The sequence below is a fragment of the uncultured Chloroflexus sp. genome (genome assembly GCF_937951745.1).
Taxonomy (GTDB): domain Bacteria; phylum Chloroflexota; class Chloroflexia; order Chloroflexales; family Chloroflexaceae; genus Chloroflexus.
In genome coordinates, this window is sequence record NZ_CALFBQ010000001.1 from 1 (window position 1) to 17,975 (window position 17,975).

General features: G+C 58.2%; 18 protein-coding genes. All 18 read left to right on the plus strand.

What is annotated here, in order from left to right; all coding sequences use genetic code 11:
- Window positions 1-220: 220 nt before the first annotated feature.
- Window positions 221-1,351, plus strand: coding sequence for a putative CRISPR-associated protein (locus tag Q1A59_RS00005; RefSeq protein WP_299643262.1), 1,131 nt, complete (start codon window positions 221-223; stop codon window positions 1,349-1,351).
- Window positions 1,352-1,359: 8 nt separating this feature from the next.
- Complete coding sequence (locus Q1A59_RS00010; protein ID WP_299643265.1) at window positions 1,360-1,788, plus strand: type VII toxin-antitoxin system MntA family adenylyltransferase antitoxin; 429 nt, start codon at window positions 1,360-1,362, stop codon at window positions 1,786-1,788.
- 70 nt (window positions 1,789-1,858) lie between these two features.
- Window positions 1,859-2,215, plus strand: coding sequence for a type VII toxin-antitoxin system HepT family RNase toxin (locus Q1A59_RS00015; RefSeq protein WP_299643268.1), 357 nt, complete (start codon window positions 1,859-1,861; stop codon window positions 2,213-2,215).
- Window positions 2,188-3,174: a hypothetical protein gene (locus Q1A59_RS00020; RefSeq protein ID WP_299643270.1), complete on the plus strand. Its 987-nt coding sequence runs from the start codon at window positions 2,188-2,190 to the stop codon at window positions 3,172-3,174. Before Q1A59_RS00015 ends, Q1A59_RS00020 begins: the two co-directional genes overlap by 28 nt.
- Before the next feature lie 422 nt (window positions 3,175-3,596).
- A complete protein-coding gene (locus Q1A59_RS00025) occupies window positions 3,597-4,058 on the plus strand; it encodes a chemotaxis protein CheW (protein WP_298405239.1) in 462 nt (153 codons plus the stop codon).
- On the plus strand, window positions 4,055-4,456 hold the full coding sequence (locus Q1A59_RS00030; RefSeq protein ID WP_298405237.1) for a hypothetical protein: 402 nt from the start codon (window positions 4,055-4,057) through the stop codon (window positions 4,454-4,456). The genes Q1A59_RS00025 and Q1A59_RS00030 overlap by 4 nt, the downstream gene beginning before the upstream one ends.
- A 9-nt stretch (window positions 4,457-4,465) precedes the next feature.
- Window positions 4,466-5,959: a methyl-accepting chemotaxis protein gene (locus tag Q1A59_RS00035; protein ID WP_298405234.1), complete on the plus strand. Its 1,494-nt coding sequence runs from the start codon at window positions 4,466-4,468 to the stop codon at window positions 5,957-5,959.
- Window positions 5,960-5,965: 6 nt separating this feature from the next.
- Window positions 5,966-8,188, plus strand: a complete 2,223-nt coding sequence (locus tag Q1A59_RS00040; protein ID WP_298405231.1) for a hybrid sensor histidine kinase/response regulator — start codon at window positions 5,966-5,968, stop codon at window positions 8,186-8,188.
- 2 nt (window positions 8,189-8,190) lie between these two features.
- Window positions 8,191-8,550 carry a PleD family two-component system response regulator gene (locus Q1A59_RS00045; protein ID WP_298405228.1) on the plus strand — a complete coding sequence of 120 codons (360 nt, stop codon included), beginning with the start codon at window positions 8,191-8,193 and terminating at the stop codon, window positions 8,548-8,550.
- 41 nt (window positions 8,551-8,591) lie between these two features.
- A complete protein-coding gene (cheB, locus tag Q1A59_RS00050; protein ID WP_298482604.1) occupies window positions 8,592-9,677 on the plus strand; it encodes a chemotaxis-specific protein-glutamate methyltransferase CheB in 1,086 nt (361 codons plus the stop codon).
- The gene (locus Q1A59_RS00055) at window positions 9,674-11,098 is read left to right on the plus strand and encodes a CheR family methyltransferase (protein ID WP_299643278.1); all 1,425 of its coding nucleotides are present in this window, start codon (window positions 9,674-9,676) and stop codon (window positions 11,096-11,098) included. Before cheB ends, Q1A59_RS00055 begins: the two co-directional genes overlap by 4 nt.
- Window positions 11,099-12,232 carry a PP2C family protein-serine/threonine phosphatase gene (locus Q1A59_RS00060; RefSeq protein WP_298405220.1) on the plus strand — a complete coding sequence of 378 codons (1,134 nt, stop codon included), beginning with the start codon at window positions 11,099-11,101 and terminating at the stop codon, window positions 12,230-12,232.
- Window positions 12,233-12,401: 169 nt separating this feature from the next.
- Window positions 12,402-13,964, plus strand: coding sequence for a lipopolysaccharide assembly protein LapB (locus Q1A59_RS00065; protein ID WP_298405218.1), 1,563 nt, complete (start codon window positions 12,402-12,404; stop codon window positions 13,962-13,964).
- Between the two features lie 79 nt (window positions 13,965-14,043).
- Window positions 14,044-14,472 (plus strand): ATP-binding protein, encoded by a 429-nt coding sequence (locus Q1A59_RS00070; protein ID WP_298405216.1) that lies wholly within the window; start codon window positions 14,044-14,046, stop codon window positions 14,470-14,472.
- Window positions 14,469-14,795, plus strand: coding sequence for an STAS domain-containing protein (locus Q1A59_RS00075; RefSeq protein ID WP_298405214.1), 327 nt, complete (start codon window positions 14,469-14,471; stop codon window positions 14,793-14,795). The genes Q1A59_RS00070 and Q1A59_RS00075 overlap by 4 nt, the downstream gene beginning before the upstream one ends.
- 160 nt (window positions 14,796-14,955) lie before the next feature.
- Window positions 14,956-15,906 (plus strand): L-lactate dehydrogenase, encoded by a 951-nt coding sequence (locus Q1A59_RS00080; protein ID WP_298405211.1) that lies wholly within the window; start codon window positions 14,956-14,958, stop codon window positions 15,904-15,906.
- Between the two features lie 30 nt (window positions 15,907-15,936).
- Window positions 15,937-16,317 (plus strand): response regulator, encoded by a 381-nt coding sequence (locus Q1A59_RS00085; protein WP_298405209.1) that lies wholly within the window; start codon window positions 15,937-15,939, stop codon window positions 16,315-16,317.
- A 181-nt stretch (window positions 16,318-16,498) separates the two neighbouring features.
- The gene (locus Q1A59_RS00090; RefSeq protein ID WP_298405206.1) at window positions 16,499-17,974 is read left to right on the plus strand and encodes an HD domain-containing phosphohydrolase; all 1,476 of its coding nucleotides are present in this window, start codon (window positions 16,499-16,501) and stop codon (window positions 17,972-17,974) included.
- Window position 17,975: the final 1 nt, after the last annotated feature.

Below are 17,975 nucleotides of genomic sequence, written 5' to 3' on the forward strand. Positions count from 1 at the left end.
CAATGCTACACACACAGAGGTGATTGATGAGCTGAATTTTGATAGTAACGCCTCAAAGTTAGAACCAGCAGATGCCGAGCGACTTGCCCGTAAGATCGGTGAAGCTATTGGGTGTTGATCGTAAGAGTTAGAAAAAAGAGAGAAAGCGTCCGTAAGATTGGCAAAGGCAACGCCTTCGCCCACCCGCCTACAGTACCCTTCACTCACCAAAGGAGTCCCTATGTCTCACAAGCGACTCATCGTTAGCACCGTAGGCATCTCGGTCTTCTTGAACATCCTCGACCCGTCGGAGGGCGCTTGGCGTCAGCAACTGAACCAAGCGGCTAACGCGCAGCAGTTGAGCAGCGATTTGGCAGCGTTTGCCGATGAGTTAATGCTGCGAGCGGCGGATCGCCTTCAGCAAGGCGACGTAGCCGAGCGCCGGCGCATCAGCGCCGAGCTGAACGGTATCTATGGCATCTACAACAACAACCTAGAAGCCGGGAAGGCCGACACGCACTGCCTCATCGCCACCGACACCGCATTGGGCCGCAAGGCTGCCGAGGTGATCGAAGACTTTCTCAGGGAATGTGACCTGAGCGTGTATGTCTACGTGCCTGAAAAGCTGTCCACGGCGACGCCGGCGGCATTCTCTAACGGTATGAAAGCGCTCATCTGTTGGTGCGAGGAGACTCTGCCCAGCCGCCGCGAGGAGGGCTACCGCGTGATCTTCAACCTCACCGCAGCATTCAAGAGCCTGCAAGGCTATCTCAGCGTCATGGGAATGTTCTACGCCGACGAGATGGTGTACATCTTTGAGGGCAGTGAACAGCTCGTGTCCATCCCAAGGCTTCCTATTCAGGTGGATTTCGCTGCCTTGCGCGACCATCGCGTGGAGCTGGCGATGATGGCCGAGGGCCACATCTTCCCCTGCGCGCAAGTGGCTACCATTCCTGACAGCTTGCTCGACATTGACGAAAAGGGCGATGCTTGTCTCTCAGGTTGGGGTCAGCTCATCTGGAGTCGCGTGCGGCATGAACTCTTGAGCAAAGCGCTTCTGCAGTTTCCGCGATTGCACTATGACGAATCCTTCCAGCGCGACTTTAAGCAGGCTGATCAGAAAGAGCGAGTAAAGCTGCAAGAAACCCTTGCGAAGGTTGCCCATCTGCTTGAATATCATGGTGGCAATACCGCTGCGCTCAAGCAAGATGGCGGCCTTCAGTATGACATTTATACTGGCAAGAAGACTAGCGATGGTCGGCCTATTGGTCATTTCAGAGTAAATCAAGGTCGGCGGGTCAGTTGTACGGCCAAAGATGGCATCTTATACCTGCGCCGCTACGGTGAACATTCGATCAACGACAATCCTTGAGGCTGCCTATGATCGCAATTGAAAAGGCCCGCGACCTGCTGGCCGCTCACGACTTCATCGAGTTCGCCCTTCTGTTCGGTTCCTTTGCGCGGGGGAAGCCGAAACCGTGGAGCGATGTGGATATTGCAATTTTTGTCGCGCGGCCCCTTGACCTCTTGGAGATCGGGCAGCTTACGGCAGCGCTCGAGTGCAGCCTCGGTCGGGCAGTGGATGTGCTCGTCTTGAACACTGCGCTCGAACGCCATCCTGCCCTCGCCTACAACGTCGTCGCCGAAGGCTCGTTGCTGTTCTGTCGCCGACGGGAAACGTTCGTAAATTGCAAGACTCATATCATACTGCGATATCTCGATACGGCGTTCCTGCGGTCAATGGTTGCACGCGCCTTTGAAGCGCGTCTGAACGCCGGCCGCTTCGGCGCCGGAGAGACTCATGCGTGAACGATTGTTGCGCCTCGAAGTGAATGTGCGCGAGCTGGCGCGTTTTCGCTAGACGTACACACGTGAGGACGTGCGGCGCGAGCCTCATTTGGAATGGGCGTTGCGGTATGGACTGCTGGAAGCCATTCAGATAGTCATTGATCTGAGTTGCCATATCGCTAGTGCGAGAAATCTGGATGCGTCTGCCACAGACGCCGAACGTGTCGAGCTATTGAGCCGAGCTGGATTAGTAAGCGGTGATGTGGCGAAAACGGTGGTGGGAATGGTTGGTTTGCGTAATATTCTCGTTCGCGAATACATTTCTGTAGACCGCAGTCGTTTGTACGATCTTCTTGAACGTCTGAACGACTTCGCATGTTTGCTGAACAAATTCGGCCCTATATGTAGTGGAGGTAACGTATGGGCGTCTACCATCTCATGGGCCTAGGCCGCTCGCCCGGCACCGTCATCGGGCCGTTGACCTATCTGGCGCATCGTTACACGCGCTGGAACGCCGACGACCAGCGGTTCTTCGCCCGCTCCGGCGAGGCCCGCCAGCGACAGGCGGGCGAGAAGGTCGGCGATGTGCAGGCCATTGTCCTTTTTACCACGCGCGAGGTATTGGACGGCAAGGTTCTGGCTTTTGACTATGTGGACAATCCGCCCGGCCGCATCGCCAAAGGGCCAGAGGTAAAGGGCGGCCCTATGAAAGAAGTGCTGCACGCGCTGCTCCGCCGCGAGTGGCCGGCTATCAGCGGTGGTCGCCGCGAGGGCACCCTCTTCTGGTGCGAGGTGGACCGCCGCGACATCCGCAGCACCTACGAGCGGGTGGTGCGGGTGGTGGCCGCGTTGGCCGGCGTCGGTGGGCAGGGCAAGGAGATGTGGGCCAACCTGACCGGCGGCAACAACGTCATCAATGCTGCCCTAGAACTGGCCGCTATGCTCTCCGGCAACGTGGCCCGGCTCTACTACGTCCAAGCTGAGAATCAGGACGCCGAGAAGTGCGTGCGCTACACCGCCGAAGATGGCTATTGGGTGGACCTGCCGGTAATGCCGCTGGCGATCAGCCGCGTGACTCGAGCCATTCTAGACCTGCTTGACCCTCCAAAGCCGATCTCCGCCAAGGAGCTATATGGCCGCTTGTTGGAGCATCCCGAACATTGGAATCTCATACAGGGTGTGGCCTTTGAGATCTTTGAGGAGGTTTACCTGAAACCGATGCGGAAGCAGGGCCTTATCGCCGAATCCGGCGGTGGCTACATTGTTGGCCCGCAGTGGGAGCTGGTTCAACCCTATCAGCAAATCTTGGAAAATGCGCGTCCAGCCGACCTTCCTATCGAGCCTATCGAGGCGTTGGCCAAGCAAGAGTCGTGGCTTGAGGAAGAGAAGGTACCGTTGAAGTTCTGAGATACGTGTGGCATACGGTTCGTCTCTTGTAATTAGGGCAGGAGTCTTTTCTGGGTGTTGAGAGTGGATACATTCGTGGCAAAAGGTTCTCTTCTCAGCTCCAAGGATCTTGGCGTCTTTACCCGTTGCTGCCCGCAGCTTGGTGGTTGACGCACGCGCAAGAAGCGTTGCAGGGATATGGTGTTCTCTCTGAACGTTTCTGTAACGGCTAAGGCGTGAAGTTCTTTTAGCAGTTGTGCAGTGCTGATCCTGCACGTATTGGTAACTCGCGCTCACACCCAAAGCGGCTGCTCTCGCGCACGCCACTGATCTCCCCTTTTCCGCTCGACAGCTAACTCATGCGCACAGAGATTTGGTCAACCGCCACAAAACACGTTATAATCGCCGGTAATGTCGCTTTTTCTGAAACGTAGCGATCAGGTATGCAAACCTCACCGACCCAACCAGTTGCCAGCACCGCATACCTTTTGTTTCGGGTCGCCGCCGAGCGCTATGCGCTGGCTAGTGCGTCGGTGCGCGAAATTATCCGCTGGCGATTGCCGACGCCGGTGCCGGGGGCGCCGCCGCTGCTGCCCGGTGTGATTAACCAGCGTGGGCAGATTTTGGCGATCATTGATCTGCGCTTGTTGCTGGGGCTGGTCGCCGCTGCGCCCGATCGCGCCACGCGCCTGATTTGGGTGCATCACAGCGGCATTGACGCTGCGTTGCTGGTTGATGCCGTGGATGATTTGATCGCGATCGAGCCATCGCAGATCGAGCCGCCACCGGTGCATGTAGCCGGCCCGGCGCAACGAGTGATCCATGCCCTCTATCGCCATCATGATCAGCCGGTGGCAATTCTTGATCCGGCTGCATTGTTTGCGCTGGTGCAGGAGGCAGCGTGATCTTGCTCATCGAAACCGTTGCTCGCCGGTACGTGTGCCGGCAGCACGACGTCGATAGCGTTGGTTTGGCCACTCAGGCCGATCACGACGAGCGTGGACGTCGCATTATTCGCCATCACCTAGGGCCGCTGCTTGATCCTGCTGATCCGCCGGCATTGAGCCGGTTGCATGCCCTCACGATTGGTTTGCGGCGGCGGGTGGTGGAATTCGTGGTGCCGCGGGTTGATCTGTTGGCTGAAACGCCGGTGATTATGCCGCTGGCGCCGTTTCTAGCGGCCCGGTTACGCTTGCCTTGGGCCAACGGGGTGGCTCTGCTTGATGATCAGCCGGTTATTGCCCTTGATCTGCGCCGGATGGCTGCCGATCTCGCTTTGGGTCTTCGTTTGGCTCATGCTTGAGGAAGCGTTATGAATTCGGGAATCTCCGTTGGTTCGTCTGCTGAACTCTCGGCCTTACGCGAAAATCGCGTGATGTTGCGCTGGTTAATCATCGTCAGCGTTGCGGTGCTGCTGGTCTTTTGGCTATTTGGGATGGTTTTGTGGTTCATGAGCCGCGTTGATCTGACCACCTTGGTGCTGGCTAGTCTGGTCACACTGGTTGGCCTTGCGATGTATGGTGTAGCAGCGTGGTTTGTCCGGCAACAGCAAACTATTTTAGGCCGGCGGTGGCTCTTTTTGGCGATGGTGGCCGGCGCGGCGATGGTGCCCTTGCTGTTTGGCGGCGCTGATGGGGCGCGGGTTGTGGTGCTGTTTGTGCCGATTGTCACCGCCGGCTTGCTCGGTAGCGGGCGAGATACGTTGCTGGTCAGCCTTGCCGGGGTGTTGGTGTATGTGGGGTTGCTGCTTGCTGAGCAGTTTTCGCAGGTGCAACCGTTTCTTGAAGATAATGTAGTCATTGATTCGTTCTTTTTGATTCTGACGATCAGTGCGATCGGGACGCTGGCATGGCTTAGTAGCCGCGATTTGAGCCGGGCGCTGGCCGAGTCGCATTCACGCGCTGAAGAGCTGCTGCGCAATACTGAAACGTTGATGGAGAAGAATATCCAGCAGGTTGAGTTGGGGAGTGAGCTAGCAGCAGCGGCAGCCGAGCTGCAAGCCAATTCGCAACAACAGGCCGGCGGCGCCAGCGAGCAGGCCAGTGCTGTCTCGGAAGTCTCGACGACAATTGAAGAGTTGGGCAGCACCGCTCGCCAAATTGCGCAAGCGGCCGAACATGTCTCGGAAGCGGCTCAGCAAACGCTTGAGCAACTGAGCAGTGGTCAAGAAGCAGTTGACCAAAGTATTCAGGCGATGGAACGCATCCGCCAGCGGGTGCAGGATATTTCGGCGCGCGTGCTTGGTCTGGGTGAGCGCTCGCAGCAGATCGGCGAGATTATCGATTTGATCGACGATATTTCGGATGAAACGCATCTGCTGGCGCTGAATGCAGCGATCGAGGCGGCTGGCGCCGGCGAATACGGTCGCCGCTTTGCTGTTGTCGCCGCTGAAGTCAAGAGTCTGGCTAATCGCACTTTGGCTGCCGCAAAAGAGGTGAAAGGAGTGATTGCCGAGATTCGGCAAGCCACCAGCGCCGCAGTGTTAGCGGCTGAAGAGGGCAGCAAAGAGGTTGAGCGTGGCGTTGAATTGGCCCATCGCGCTGGTCAAGTGATGGACAACATCGTGATGGTGGCTGAGCGTACTGCGCAGGCTGCCGCTGAGATTGGACTAGCGACGGCGCAGCAGCAGAGCGCTAGCGAGCAGGTGGTCGAGACGATGCGCGAGATTGCCGAGGTGGCCCGTCAGTCGGCGCTCAGCGCGCGCCAGATGGCCGAGTCTGCCGCAAAGCTGACTGCTATCGCGGCCCGTCTGCACGGGATTGCGAATATTGATAATGATCGTCCCGCGCAGTGGCGGGATCGCTGACAACGTATGGATCTGACAAGTTTCTACGCCCAATTTCGTGATGAGACGGCTGATAACCTGCGCGTCTTGAACGATGCATTGCTGGCGATCGAGGGGCAAGCTGGCGAAACGCTGCGTCGCAGCGAGTTAGATCGTGCCTTTCGCGCGGTACATACGATTAAGGGGGCGGCTCGCATGCTTGGTTTCGATCCGATCGCGCAGGTGGCGCATGCGATTGAACACGTGTTGGGTGAGATCCGTCAAGAACGGTGTACGCTGGATCGACCATTGGCTGATTTGCTGCTGCGCGGTGGCGACCTGATTGGACAGTTGGTGGCTGAGGCGCCCCAGATGCCGGCCCCGGCGCTGGCTGCCGTGCCTGAGATTGTGCAAGCGTTAGGCGCCGCTAGCCCGGCTGAGCCGGCAGCCGCGCCGTCATCACCACCGGCAGCCGCGCCGCAACCACCGCCGGCGCTGGCTGAACCGGCACCGCGTGCAGCTCGCCAGACCGTGCGGGTACGAGTTGACCGGCTCGACCGGCTGTTTAATCTGGCCGGCGAGTTGGCGGTTAATCAGCAGTGGTTAGGAGAGGTTGGGCAGGAGCTGTATCGGTTGCAAGAGGCGGTGGAGCGCCAACAGCGCGCGGTGCAGGCGCTGGAACGGGAATTGGCCCGGTTGCGGTTTTCACCCACCCAGCGTCAGGCGCTGGATGCGCGTTTGGCGACGTTGCGAGACGCGCAGGCTGCGCTGGCCGATCTTGCGCAACGCCAGAGCGACCGGCTCGATCGCCATCTGGCTCGCCAGCAGATGCTGGTCAAAGATCTTGAGCAAGAGGTCATGGCAGTACGGCTGTTGCCGATTGCGACGATCTTCAATTCCCTGCCGCGCCTTGTGCGTGATCTGGCAGCGGCGACGAACAAGCAGGCGACGATCGAGATCCGCGGCGAGACGACCGAACTCGACCGGAAGGTGCTGGAAGTGATCAGTGACCCGCTGGTGCATCTGGTGCGGAACGCGGTGGATCACGGGCTAGAAGCGCCGGATGAGCGGGTTGCCGCCGGGAAGCCGCCCGTCGGTTTGATTCAGATCAGCGCCGAGTCGGCTGGCAATGAGGTGCGCATCCAGATCCGCGATGATGGGCGTGGGATTGATCCCGAACGGGTGCGCCAGCGAGCGGTGGAGCTGGGGATGTTGGGCGCCGAACGGGCACGTCAACTTGATACGCAAGAAGCGCTGGATGTGATCTTCCAGCCGGGTTTTTCGACCGCCCGCACCGTGACCGAGATCTCAGGTCGCGGCGTTGGGATGGACATCGTCCGCGCCAATCTGATCGAACTCGGCGGGCAGGTACGGGTCGATTCAATCGTAGGCCAAGGCACGACCGTCACCCTGACCATCCCGCTCACGTTGATCACTAGCCGGGTGTTGTTGGTGCAGGCTGGTCGCCAAATGTTAGCATTGCCGGCAGCGACGATTCGGGGTATTCTGTGGGTGCGGCGCGATCAGGTACAGTTAATCGATGGCCAACCGACTATTGCCTATCAACAGCAGACCGTAGCGCTGCTGTCACTGGCCGAACTGTTGGGCATGAACGTCGACGCGCCGCTCGTGCGCCATCCGCGTGCGCCGGCGCTGTTACTCAATGCGCGCCAACGGCGCATTGCCCTGTTGGTGGATGATCTCCTCGACGAGCGCGAGGCGGTTGTCAAACCGCTTGGCCCGCTCTTCGCCCGCCGTCCGGCCTTAAGTGGCGCGGTGCAACTCGGTGATGGCGGTCTCGCCTTGCTGATCAATCCGCTCCAACTCATCGAAGGCGGCGCGCGGCGCGCGGCAGCGCTGCCAGTGCTCAGCCAGTCACTGCGCGATGAATCGCGGCGAGCACGCTTACTCGTGGTTGATGACTCGTTCACGACGCGCGAACTGCTACGCAGTATTCTGCAATCGGCCGGCTATGAGGTAACTGTGGCGATTGATGGGGCCGATGCGCTTGACAGGCTGCGTTCCACGACCTACGATCTGGTAGTAAGTGATATCGAGATGCCTCGTGTCGATGGATTTACCCTCACGACTCGGATCCGGCGCGAGTTAGCCCTCTCGGAGCTGCCGGTCGTACTAATTACCAGCCTTGCCTCTGAAGAACATCGTCGTCGCGGTCTTGAAGCAGGGGCGCAGGCCTACATCGTGAAGAGCCAGTTTAATCAAGACAGCTTGCTGAAAGTCATTCAGCAGTTGCTCGGCCACGAGGAGTAGCTATGCCAACCATTTTGGTCGTCGATGATAGCCGTCTCGTCACCGATATTGTCAAAATGCGGCTCGAAATGTACGGCTACACCGTTCAGCTTGCGCATAGCGGTGAAGAGGCACTCGAGGCAATTGCCGCCGAGCCGCCCGATCTACTGGTGCTCGATGTACAGATGCCCGGCATTGATGGCTACGAGGTGTGCCGGCGCATTCGCGAGAATCCGGCCCTTGACGATTTGCGCATCATTATGCTCACCTCGTCGGATGACAAACGGGCTGCGTTTGAGGCTGGCGTTGATGATTATTTGAACAAAGACATCGATCTCCTCAATCTGCCTAATCGGGTGCGGTTGGTATTAGATATGGAATAGCAGCGTAGCCAATCGGCGGCATACCCGGCGAGTAGATACCCATGACCAACCCGCTGCGCATCCTGATCGTTGATGACTCGGCGCTGATGCGGCGCTTGTTGCGCCAAATGCTGGAAAGCGATCCGGCTATTCGGGTTGTCGGTGAAGCTGGTGATGGCAAGACAGCGATCACGCTGACCGCCGAACTTCGCCCTGATCTGATCACGCTCGATGTGCGCATGCCGGTGCTCGATGGCGTCGAGACGACGCGCCAGATCATGGCTTACCATCCGACACCAATTCTGGTCTTATCGGCTGCGGTCAGCGGGAAAGACGCCAATACCTCATTTGAAGCGTTGGCCGCCGGCGCCCTTGAGGTCATGGAGAAGCCGAGCTTAACCGATAGTGGATCGCTTGACCATCTGCGCCGGATGTTGATCCGGCGCGTGAAGTTGCTAGCGCGGGTGAAGGTGGTCACTCATCTGCGCGGTCGCCGTCATCCACCGCCTGAAATCGGCAACGCGCTTGCTGACACGCCGCATCACGTGCGTAGGCCGCGGCTCGCTCCCGGTCAATTTCCAGTGATCGTGATTGGCGCTTCTACGGGAGGCCCCAAGGTTGTGCGCCAATTATTAGCTGGCTTGCCGGCGCAGTTTCCGGCGGCAGTGTTGGTTGTGCAGCATATTGCGCAAGGGTTTGGCGCCGGGATGGCCGAATGGCTTGCCGAAGCAAGTGCCATTCCGATCGAACTGGCTGCCGAGGGGAGGCCGGTACGCCCCGGCGTGGCCCTGCTTGCACCTGATCGGGCTGATATGTTGATTAAACCTGATGGGACGGTGCGGCTGAGCATGTCGCCGCTGCTGATCCAACGACCATCGATCGATATTACCATGACCGCAGTTGCCGAATTGTACGGCGCGAGTGCGGTAGGGGTCTTGCTCACCGGTATGGGGCGCGATGGCGCAGTGGGCATGCGCGCTATCCGGCGGGCTGGCGGGCTGACTATCGCCCAAGATGAGGCGAGTTGCACCATCTTCGGCATGCCGCGGGCGGCGATTGAATTAGGAGCGGCGGAACTAGTTTTGTCGCCCAATCAGATTCTTGCCGTGTTGCGTGAACGGTTCTCTGCTTCTGCGAGCATCGTATGACAGTGCCGCCTGAATCGCTGAGTACCTTGCGCGATGTGTTGGCGCGCTACTGCGGCGTGGTGCTTGACGATGCGCGGCTGATGACGTTACGCAGCGCGATCGAACGGCGCGCCGAGGTAGTGCGGCGCGCGCCGGCACAGTACGTGGCTGATCTGGTGCTGAGCGCCGACCGCGCTGAATTACAACAACTGTCCGAGCTGTTGCTCAATCACGAGACAGTGTTCTTTCGGAATCGGCCCCATATTGAGGCGCTGCGCAAAACCTTGTTGCCCGCCTTGCACGCCACCTTGCCGCCGGGAGCGCCGATCAAAATCTGGAGTGCCGGTTGTGCGACTGGCGAAGAACCTTATTCGATTGCGATCGCCGCGCTCGAGGCGCTAGGGGAACCGCTGCCGCGCCCGGTCGAGATTCTGGCCACTGATCTCAGCGCCACCGCGCTTGACAAGGCGCGCCACGGCGTGTATCGTGGACGCGCGCTTGCTAATGTGACGCCAGCGCAGCGCGCGCGCTTCTTTGTTCCTGCCGGAGATGGCTTGGCTGTCCACGAACGGGTGCGCCGGTTGGTGTCGTTGGTGCAGCATAACTTGCTGGAACCCTTCCCGCCGGCTACACGCGGGACGCACATTCTCTTTTGCCAAAATGTGACCATCTATTTCTCGCTTGATACCTGCCGCGCCCTGATGGCGCGCTTCTATGACATTCTGGCCGACGGCGGCACCCTCTGCCTCGGTTTTTCCGAAACGTTGTGGAATATCTTTGACCGATTGCGTCCGGTTGCGGTTAATGGCGCGTTTCTGTACCGGAAAGATCCGCCACGGCAACGCGCAACAGTTGTGCCGGCAGATAAACGGCCCATCCAGTCGCCTCGATCGGGGCGCTTACGCCCCGCGACGCAATCGGTGACAGGTGCGCCATTGTTTACCGATGAGACGGTAGTGAACGAGGGCCGGCGCTTGATCGACAGCGGACAGCTTGAGACGGCGCTCGACTTGTTTTCCCGCGTACCGTTGGCCGGACGCCACGCGCCGGCAGTGTTGGCATTAGCGGCGCAGGCCCATGCTAATCGGGGCGATCTCGATCTGGCGCTGGCCGAAGCGCGCCGCGCCCTCGAATTGAATCCATTGGTCACTGAGGCGCACATCTTGCTTGGGTTGATTTACGAGCGGCAGCAACAACTGCCGTTGGCCATTCGCCATTTTGAACGGGCGCGCTATTTGAGCACCGAGTCGCCGTTGGTGGCGTTTCACCTTGCCGAGTGCTACCGCCAAACGGGACGGATAACGGATGCAGTGCGTGAATACCGGAATGCGGAGCGATTGTTGGCCGCGTTACCGCCCGATCACCTGCTTGAAGGTGTGGCTGCCCATTGGCTGGTCGAGAGTTGCCGGCGTTGGATAGACCGGCTCGAGGGAGAGCGTTAAATGGCTGCCCGTAACGGTCGAGTGTTATCCGAACTCGTGATCCGGCGGCGGATGTGGCCGAGTCTCTTGGCACACCACCCGCGCAGCCTGATTACCGCACGGCGTAGCGCCGCGCCGCCCGATCCGCCACCGTCGCCGCCGATGCCAGCGCCGGTCATTGATGAAGCGGCCCAGCGGCGGGCGCGTGAGATCGAACAAGAATTGCAATTGGCCCGCGATATTCAACAGGGCTTGTTGTTAGAGGCGGCGCCGCATCTGCCCGGCTGGGAAGTAACGGCCATTTCGCTGCCGGCTCGCGATCTTGGCGGTGATTTGTACGACTTTTTGCCGTTGGCCAATGGGCGGCACGGCATCATGATCGGTGATGTCAGCGGTAAGGGCTTGCCCGCCGCATTGCGCATGGCCGTGGCCCGCACCGTTTTTCGGCACGAGGCGCGCCGTAACGCTGATCCGGCGACCACGTTGGCTGCTGTCAATCGCGGTGTGTTGAGCGAGATTCCGCATGGCATGGTGACCATGCTCTACTTGCAGCTCGAACCGCAGAGCGGTCTGATCTGTTGCGCTAACGCCGGGCATACCTTCCCACTGATAGTAACTGACGAGCTGCGTGAGCTGGAAGTCAGCGGGTTGCCGTTAGGAGTGGATCATGAGAGCGAATATGCCGAGTTAAGCGCCGCCCTTGCTCCCGGTGAGAGCCTGTTGCTCTATACCGATGGCCTGATCGAAGCCGAGCGCGCCGATGGCCAAATCTTAGGCTTCGAGCGGCTGGCCGCGTTAGTCATGGCCCAACCGCAGCGCAAACCGCGCGCGCTGGCTGCTGCGCTCGTGCATGAAGTGCGGGCGTGGACAAACGGCGTGCTGAGCGATGATGTGACTATGGTAATCTTGCGGCGGCGCTTGCTCGATCTCACTGCGGAAATCCGCAGTGTCATCGCGGATGTCGTCGGCAGTGATCGACTCGAACCGTTATGGGATACCCTCTTCGCCGGTGATGTTCCGGCTGACGCCGAGGCATGGCGCGAACTGTTGCCCCGCCTACAAGCGCCGGCACAGGCTACGTTGGGACGTGGCCTGGCGCGCGAGTTGATCCAACAGATCCGGTTGACGTTAGATGATTACCGCGAGGTTGCCTAATCGCCGGGATGGCGTGGTTGGGATAGGTGCGCGTGTTTGCCCCAACCACGCCAATCGTGAAGAAAACTATATACTGTCGTATACTTCTAAATGACGATTCTACAATATACGGAGGGCGAGGGGCATGTTATAGTAGAAATCAGCATCTATCTGGTCGCCAAGGTGAGCTATGGCATCAACGAACGAACTCCAATTTATGCCCCTTGACCTTGACACCTTTAGCGGTAGCGAGCGTTTCATGACCGGCACACGGCTGGGGGCGGCGTTTAGTCAGGGGATGCGTTCATACCTGCGCGCGGCCTATGCCGATGCAATCGAACATTTCAAAGCGGCGCTCATTGCCGCGTATGTTGATGGTGAAGAGCAGGCCCAAATCTACGAGCGGGAACGGGCCATCATCTACCTCTATATCGGCAATTCGCTCGCGTTTCAGGATCATTGGGAAGAGGCGTTGCGCGAGTATCTTGAGGCAGTGCAAACCGATCCGCAATTGGCTGAAGCGCACTACAACCTTGGGGTAGCGTTTGCCGCGCTCGGCCAGATCGATCGGGCGATTGCCGCGTTTAAAGAGACGCTCGAACACAACCCCAACCTCTACGAAGCTCATTTTGCGCTTGGCCGCTGCTACCAGCGGATTGACGACGCCGGGAGGGCGTACATTCACTTTAGCAGCGCCTGCAACGCTCGCCCGCAAGCCGCCGAGCCGCGCTACTACATGGGCTTGATGCACCAGAGTCACGGTGCGCATGAATTGGCTCAGCGTTGCTTTGCCGAGGCGTTACGGGTTGAGCCGACCTTCGTCTCGCCCGAGCCGGTGCCCGACGAGCCGCTGGTCAACCGCAGTGAAGAAGAGGTAGCGCAGTGGTACTATCGTCTCAGCCAAGCCCTTAAGCAACAAGGCTACGAAGAAGAGGCCGAGCGGATCTATCGTGCCCTCTTGCAATGGCGGCCACAAGAATACGCTGCCCGCTATCTGCTGGGCAACCTGCTTGCGCGTCAGCGCCGGTTTGAGGAAGCTTACGAAGAATACGAGCAGGTGCCGCCGCAACATCGCCACTATGTTGACGCGCGATTACGCATGAGCTCCATCTTGCGTTTGCAGAAGAAGCCGAAACAAGCCTACGAAATTCTCTTCGCCTGCGCCCGCCTCAATCCGCACCACGGCCAGCTCTTCTTGCAGATGGGCAAACTGCTCTACGACATGGGAATGAACGCGCAGGCGGCGCGCGCGTTCGAGCGGGCAGTACAACTGATGCCAACCGATGCGCAGGCTCACTACCTGCTTGGTTTCGTCTACAATTCGTTGGGGCGTGATACGTGGGCGCTGGCCGCGTGGCGCAAAGCCGTTCAATTAGCTCCTGATGCCCATTCGTTACGCTTCGATCTAGGTTACATGTACATCCGGCGCGGTCGCTACGATCTGGCCGCGCGTGAGTTTCAACAGGTGCTTGAGCAATGGCCCGACGATGTCGAAACCCAGTTTATGTTAGGGCTGTGCTATAAAGAATTGCTCGAACCAACCCGTGCCATCCCGTTGTTTGAGAAAGTCTTGCGTCGCAACCCGCGCCATGCACAAGCACTCTATTACCTTGGTGCGTGCTATTTGCAGGTTGGCAATACCTCGTTAGGCAAGGCCTATCTCCGCCGGTACGATCATTTGGTGCGCCAAACGTCAGCAATGAATGGGGCAAGCCGGTCACGATCTCCTGCTCCCCCGCGGCTGTCCTCGTAACAATGGCAATACTCTGGTTCGTGTCATTCGTTACACTACGCTGGGAAGCGAACCGAGCAACGTGCGTAGAGGCAAAAGCATGCAACGAGTAGAGCTGCGTATTCCATCAATTCCGATCTTTGAACGAGTCGTGCGTGCAAGTGCTGCTGAAATCGGTAGTGCTGCCGGGCTGAGCCCCGAACGGGTCGAAGATCTGAAACTCGCAGTGAGCGAGGCGGTCAATAATGCGATTGATCACGGCAACCGCGGTGATACGGCCAAGCTGGTTGGCGTGATCTTTGATATTGATGGCGATAAGCTTGAAATCCGGATCAGCGATCAAGGTGGGGGGGTGGAACGGCTCGATTTCTCGCGGCATGTGATTGATGATGAACGGCTCGAGGCCGGCTACTTGCGCGGTTTCGGGATGTATCTGATTAGCGCGCTGGTGGACGATTACGAAGTGGATTCATCACAGCAAGGAACGGTGCTCACGCTCCGTCTGTATCGGAAGGATCGGCAACAATGAGCGACATTATTCGGCGCGAAGAGTTTGGTGATGTGGTGGTGCTGCACATCCTGACCACGAGCGTTGACGCAATCTCGGCTGCCGCCATTGCTGCTGAATGCCAAGAGATGCGTCCAATTACCGTGCTCGATTTTAGTGAAGTCTCGTTTATCAATTCAGCCGGTATTTCAGCATTGCTGAAATTTGTGGTGAATGCGCGCAAATCGGGGTATCAGCTTTTCGCAATGAACGTAACCCCTCATCACCAAAAGATCTTCAAGATGGTTGAAATGTCACGATATATGCCGACGATTGAAGAACGCGATCTAGCGGCGTACCGTTGAGGTACGGGCGGACGATTGTCCGCCGTTCCCCATATCTTCGCTCACCCCAGATAACAAATTGAAGACTCCTCCGGATTGTAATGCACTGCAACCGTTTCCTCATACGCGATCACCAATACGATATGGTATGATAATGGTGCAAACAATGAGGAGGCTTTGCATGAGTTTACGAAAACGCACCGGTAAAGTGGGCGTGGTTGGTACGGGCATGGTCGGTACGTCCTTCGCATATGCATTGATGCAGCGTAGCCTCGCCAACGAGTTGGTGCTGGTTGATATTGATCATGCCCGCGCCGAAGGTGAAGCGATGGATCTTAACCACGGCTTGCCCTTCGTTCGCCCGATGCGGATCTACGCCGGTACATACGCCGATCTAGCTGGCGCAGACCTGATCGTCATCGCTGCCGGTGCCAACCAGCGGCCCGGCGAAACCCGCCTCGACCTGCTTGGCCGCAATGCCGCCATTTTCCGCGAGATTATCCCGGCCATTCTTGCCGCCAATGATGATGGCATTATTGTGGTTGCCACCAACCCGGTTGACATTCTCACCACGATCGGCGCTCAGATCGCTGGCCCGGCAGCCAATCGGGTGATCGGGTCGGGCACGATCCTTGATACCGCCCGCTTCCGGTACTTGCTCGGCCAACATTACGGGGTTGATCCACGTTCGGTGCATGCCTATATCGTCGGTGAACACGGTGATAGCGAACTCGCCCTCTGGAGCCTAGCGAATATCGCCGGTGTCCGGCTGGTTGATTTTGTCGGCGCAAATGGGCAGGGGTACGATCAAGCGGCGCTCGATGCCATTCTCGAACAGACGCGCAATGCCGCCTATGAGATTATTAAGCGTAAACGGGCGACCTACTATGCCATTGGCTTGGGCTTGCTCGCGATTGCTGAAGCGGTGTTGCGCGATCAGCATACGGTGATGACCATTAGCAGTTTAATGACTGGCCAGTATGGCGTAACCGATATTGCGATTAGCTTGCCAACGATTGTCGGTCGCGATGGTGCGGAGGAGGTGCTCAATTTGCCCTTGTCGGAACAAGAAGTCGTGCTCTTCCAGCGTTCAGCCGCGATCTTGAAAGAGAATCTGGCTCACGTCAGTTAGGGCGAACCCAGCAGACGAGGAGAGTGCGCCGTGCCACCCACGATCATGGTTGTTGAAGATGATGCCGCAACGCGCCGATTGTACCGGTTTTTGTTGCGGAATAGCGGCTACAATGTCATCGAAGCCGAAGATGGGATTGATGCCCTTGAGAAGTTGGCGGTTCATGATTGTGATGTGATCATCACTGACATGAATATGCCGCGTATGGGGGGGATTGAGTTTGTGCGCACGCTTCGCCAGAATCGCTCGCAAGTCTATGTCATTATGGTGACGGCCTTCGGCACTCCCGACACCGAGAAGAATGCCTTTCGCACTGGTGTGAACGAATATTTAACCAAACCGTTCGATTTTGATGAGCTTGAGCGGCGGTTGCAAAATTACTTCGCTCGCCGTAATCAAGCAGAATCGTGAGCGTCGGCGTCGCCCACGGGATGATCAGCGGCACTTTCAAATCAGCATGTTAATGGCAATATTGTCATCAGCTACGTCGCTACTGTAGTCTTGGTGCAACGTTGGCATGGTTATACTACCCTTAGGGTAGTAACTGATCATGCACTGCGCCTGCTTATTGTCGAGCTGAGGAGCCTCTCGTATGGCGGATTATGCAAGTCCTGCTTCGATTACCCGCCCCCGGATCCTCATTGTGGAAGATGAGACCAATATCCGCGAGTTTTGCCGTCTCCTCCTGCGGCGTGCATATGACGTGGTTGTCGCCGAACACGGGCTGGCAGCAATCACGATTCTGCAACAGCAACCTTTTGATCTGGTAGTGACCGATCTGCAAATGCCTCACGTCGATGGCATTGCCTTGATCCATCATCTGCGCGCTCATTATCTCAATACCGATGTGATCGTCATGACGGCGAATGCAACGGTTGAAACGGCGCGTGAGGCGCTGAAGCTTGGTGCGCTTGATTACATCGCCAAGCCGGTTGATGCCGAGCAGTTGCAAAAAACGATCCGTACTGCGCTGGAGATACGCCGGATCCGGCACGAGAAAGAACGGCTGTCGGATCTCGTGTTGATGTACCAGTTTAGTCAAGCGATCACTACCTCACTTGATATTGAAGAGCAGACCGCTCGCTTGGTCGAGTTCGTAGGTCGGCGGTTTGCGCCAATCCATATCAGCTTGTCGCTCGTTGATGCCGATGATGAGACCTTAGTCGTGCTCATCGGTTCCACTGCGGGTAATAATCTGCCGTTGGTCAAGGTCGATGAACAGACGCTGTCCGCTGCTCATCGGCGCCTCGTCGCCTTACCTGCTACATCGCAGGGACGCTCGATCGAAGTGGTGTTGCGCAGTCGCGATCGGGTGATTGGCATGCTTGATCTGGCTCGCTCTGATGAACAACCGCCCTTTGATGCCGCCGAACGGCACCTGATCGAAGTCTTTGCGTCGCAGATCGCCGCCGCTCTTGACAATGCCCGCCTGTATCGCGCACTCAAAGATCAGCACGAGCAGATGATTGCGGCGCTGGCCGGCGCCATCGAGGCCCGCGATGCTTATACCTATGGCCATTCGCGCCAAGTCACGCGCTATGCAGTGCGGTTGGCAATGGAATTGGGGCTGAATGAGGCCGAGATTGAGCGCATTCGTTACGCCGGTTTGTTGCACGATATTGGTAAGATAGGTGTGCGTGATAACATCTTGCTTAAAGCAGGGCCACTCAATGCGACAGAGTTGATCCAAATGCGTCAGCATCCGCAGATTGGCGTTCGTATCCTCGAGCAGATCCGTGGATTGCGTGATGTGTTGCCGATCATCGCTGCTCACCACGAGCGGGTTGATGGCAATGGCTATCCGCTGGGGCTGCGGGGTGATGAAATTCCGCTCGGCGCGCGAATTTTGGCAGTGGCCGATACGTTCGAGGCGCTGACTGCCGATCGCGCCTATCGTGCCGCGATGGAACCGGAACAAGCGCTCCAAGTGTTGCTGCGGGGACGTGGTACGCAATGGGATGCAGCAGTGGTCGATGCGTTTGTGCGAATGATGAACCGTGAACGGCTGTGGGAACAGTCGCCTCGCCTGCGCCAAGTCACACGGGTGCAGGCGCCGATTGAGTCGTAGG

What these genes read in the sequence shown, in the direction of transcription:
- Q1A59_RS00080 (WP_298405211.1), top strand. Translation starts at nt 14,956, where the DNA reads ATGAGTTTACGAAAACGCACCGGTAAAGTGGGCGTGGTTGGTACGGGC.
- Q1A59_RS00005 (WP_299643262.1), top strand. Translation starts at nt 221, where the DNA reads ATGTCTCACAAGCGACTCATCGTTAGCACCGTAGGCATCTCGGTCTTC.
- Q1A59_RS00065 (WP_298405218.1), top strand. Translation starts at nt 12,402, where the DNA reads ATGGCATCAACGAACGAACTCCAATTTATGCCCCTTGACCTTGACACC.
- Q1A59_RS00025 (WP_298405239.1), top strand. Translation starts at nt 3,597, where the DNA reads ATGCAAACCTCACCGACCCAACCAGTTGCCAGCACCGCATACCTTTTG.
- Q1A59_RS00075 (WP_298405214.1), top strand. Translation starts at nt 14,469, where the DNA reads ATGAGCGACATTATTCGGCGCGAAGAGTTTGGTGATGTGGTGGTGCTG.
- Q1A59_RS00055 (WP_299643278.1), top strand. Translation starts at nt 9,674, where the DNA reads ATGACAGTGCCGCCTGAATCGCTGAGTACCTTGCGCGATGTGTTGGCG.
- cheB (WP_298482604.1), top strand. Translation starts at nt 8,592, where the DNA reads ATGACCAACCCGCTGCGCATCCTGATCGTTGATGACTCGGCGCTGATG.
- Q1A59_RS00040 (WP_298405231.1), top strand. Translation starts at nt 5,966, where the DNA reads ATGGATCTGACAAGTTTCTACGCCCAATTTCGTGATGAGACGGCTGAT.
- Q1A59_RS00070 (WP_298405216.1), top strand. Translation starts at nt 14,044, where the DNA reads ATGCAACGAGTAGAGCTGCGTATTCCATCAATTCCGATCTTTGAACGA.
- Q1A59_RS00045 (WP_298405228.1), top strand. Translation starts at nt 8,191, where the DNA reads ATGCCAACCATTTTGGTCGTCGATGATAGCCGTCTCGTCACCGATATT.
- Q1A59_RS00010 (WP_299643265.1), top strand. Translation starts at nt 1,360, where the DNA reads ATGATCGCAATTGAAAAGGCCCGCGACCTGCTGGCCGCTCACGACTTC.
- Q1A59_RS00020 (WP_299643270.1), top strand. Translation starts at nt 2,188, where the DNA reads ATGGGCGTCTACCATCTCATGGGCCTAGGCCGCTCGCCCGGCACCGTC.
- Q1A59_RS00090 (WP_298405206.1), top strand. Translation starts at nt 16,499, where the DNA reads ATGGCGGATTATGCAAGTCCTGCTTCGATTACCCGCCCCCGGATCCTC.
- Q1A59_RS00035 (WP_298405234.1), top strand. Translation starts at nt 4,466, where the DNA reads ATGAATTCGGGAATCTCCGTTGGTTCGTCTGCTGAACTCTCGGCCTTA.
- Q1A59_RS00060 (WP_298405220.1), top strand. Translation starts at nt 11,099, where the DNA reads ATGGCTGCCCGTAACGGTCGAGTGTTATCCGAACTCGTGATCCGGCGG.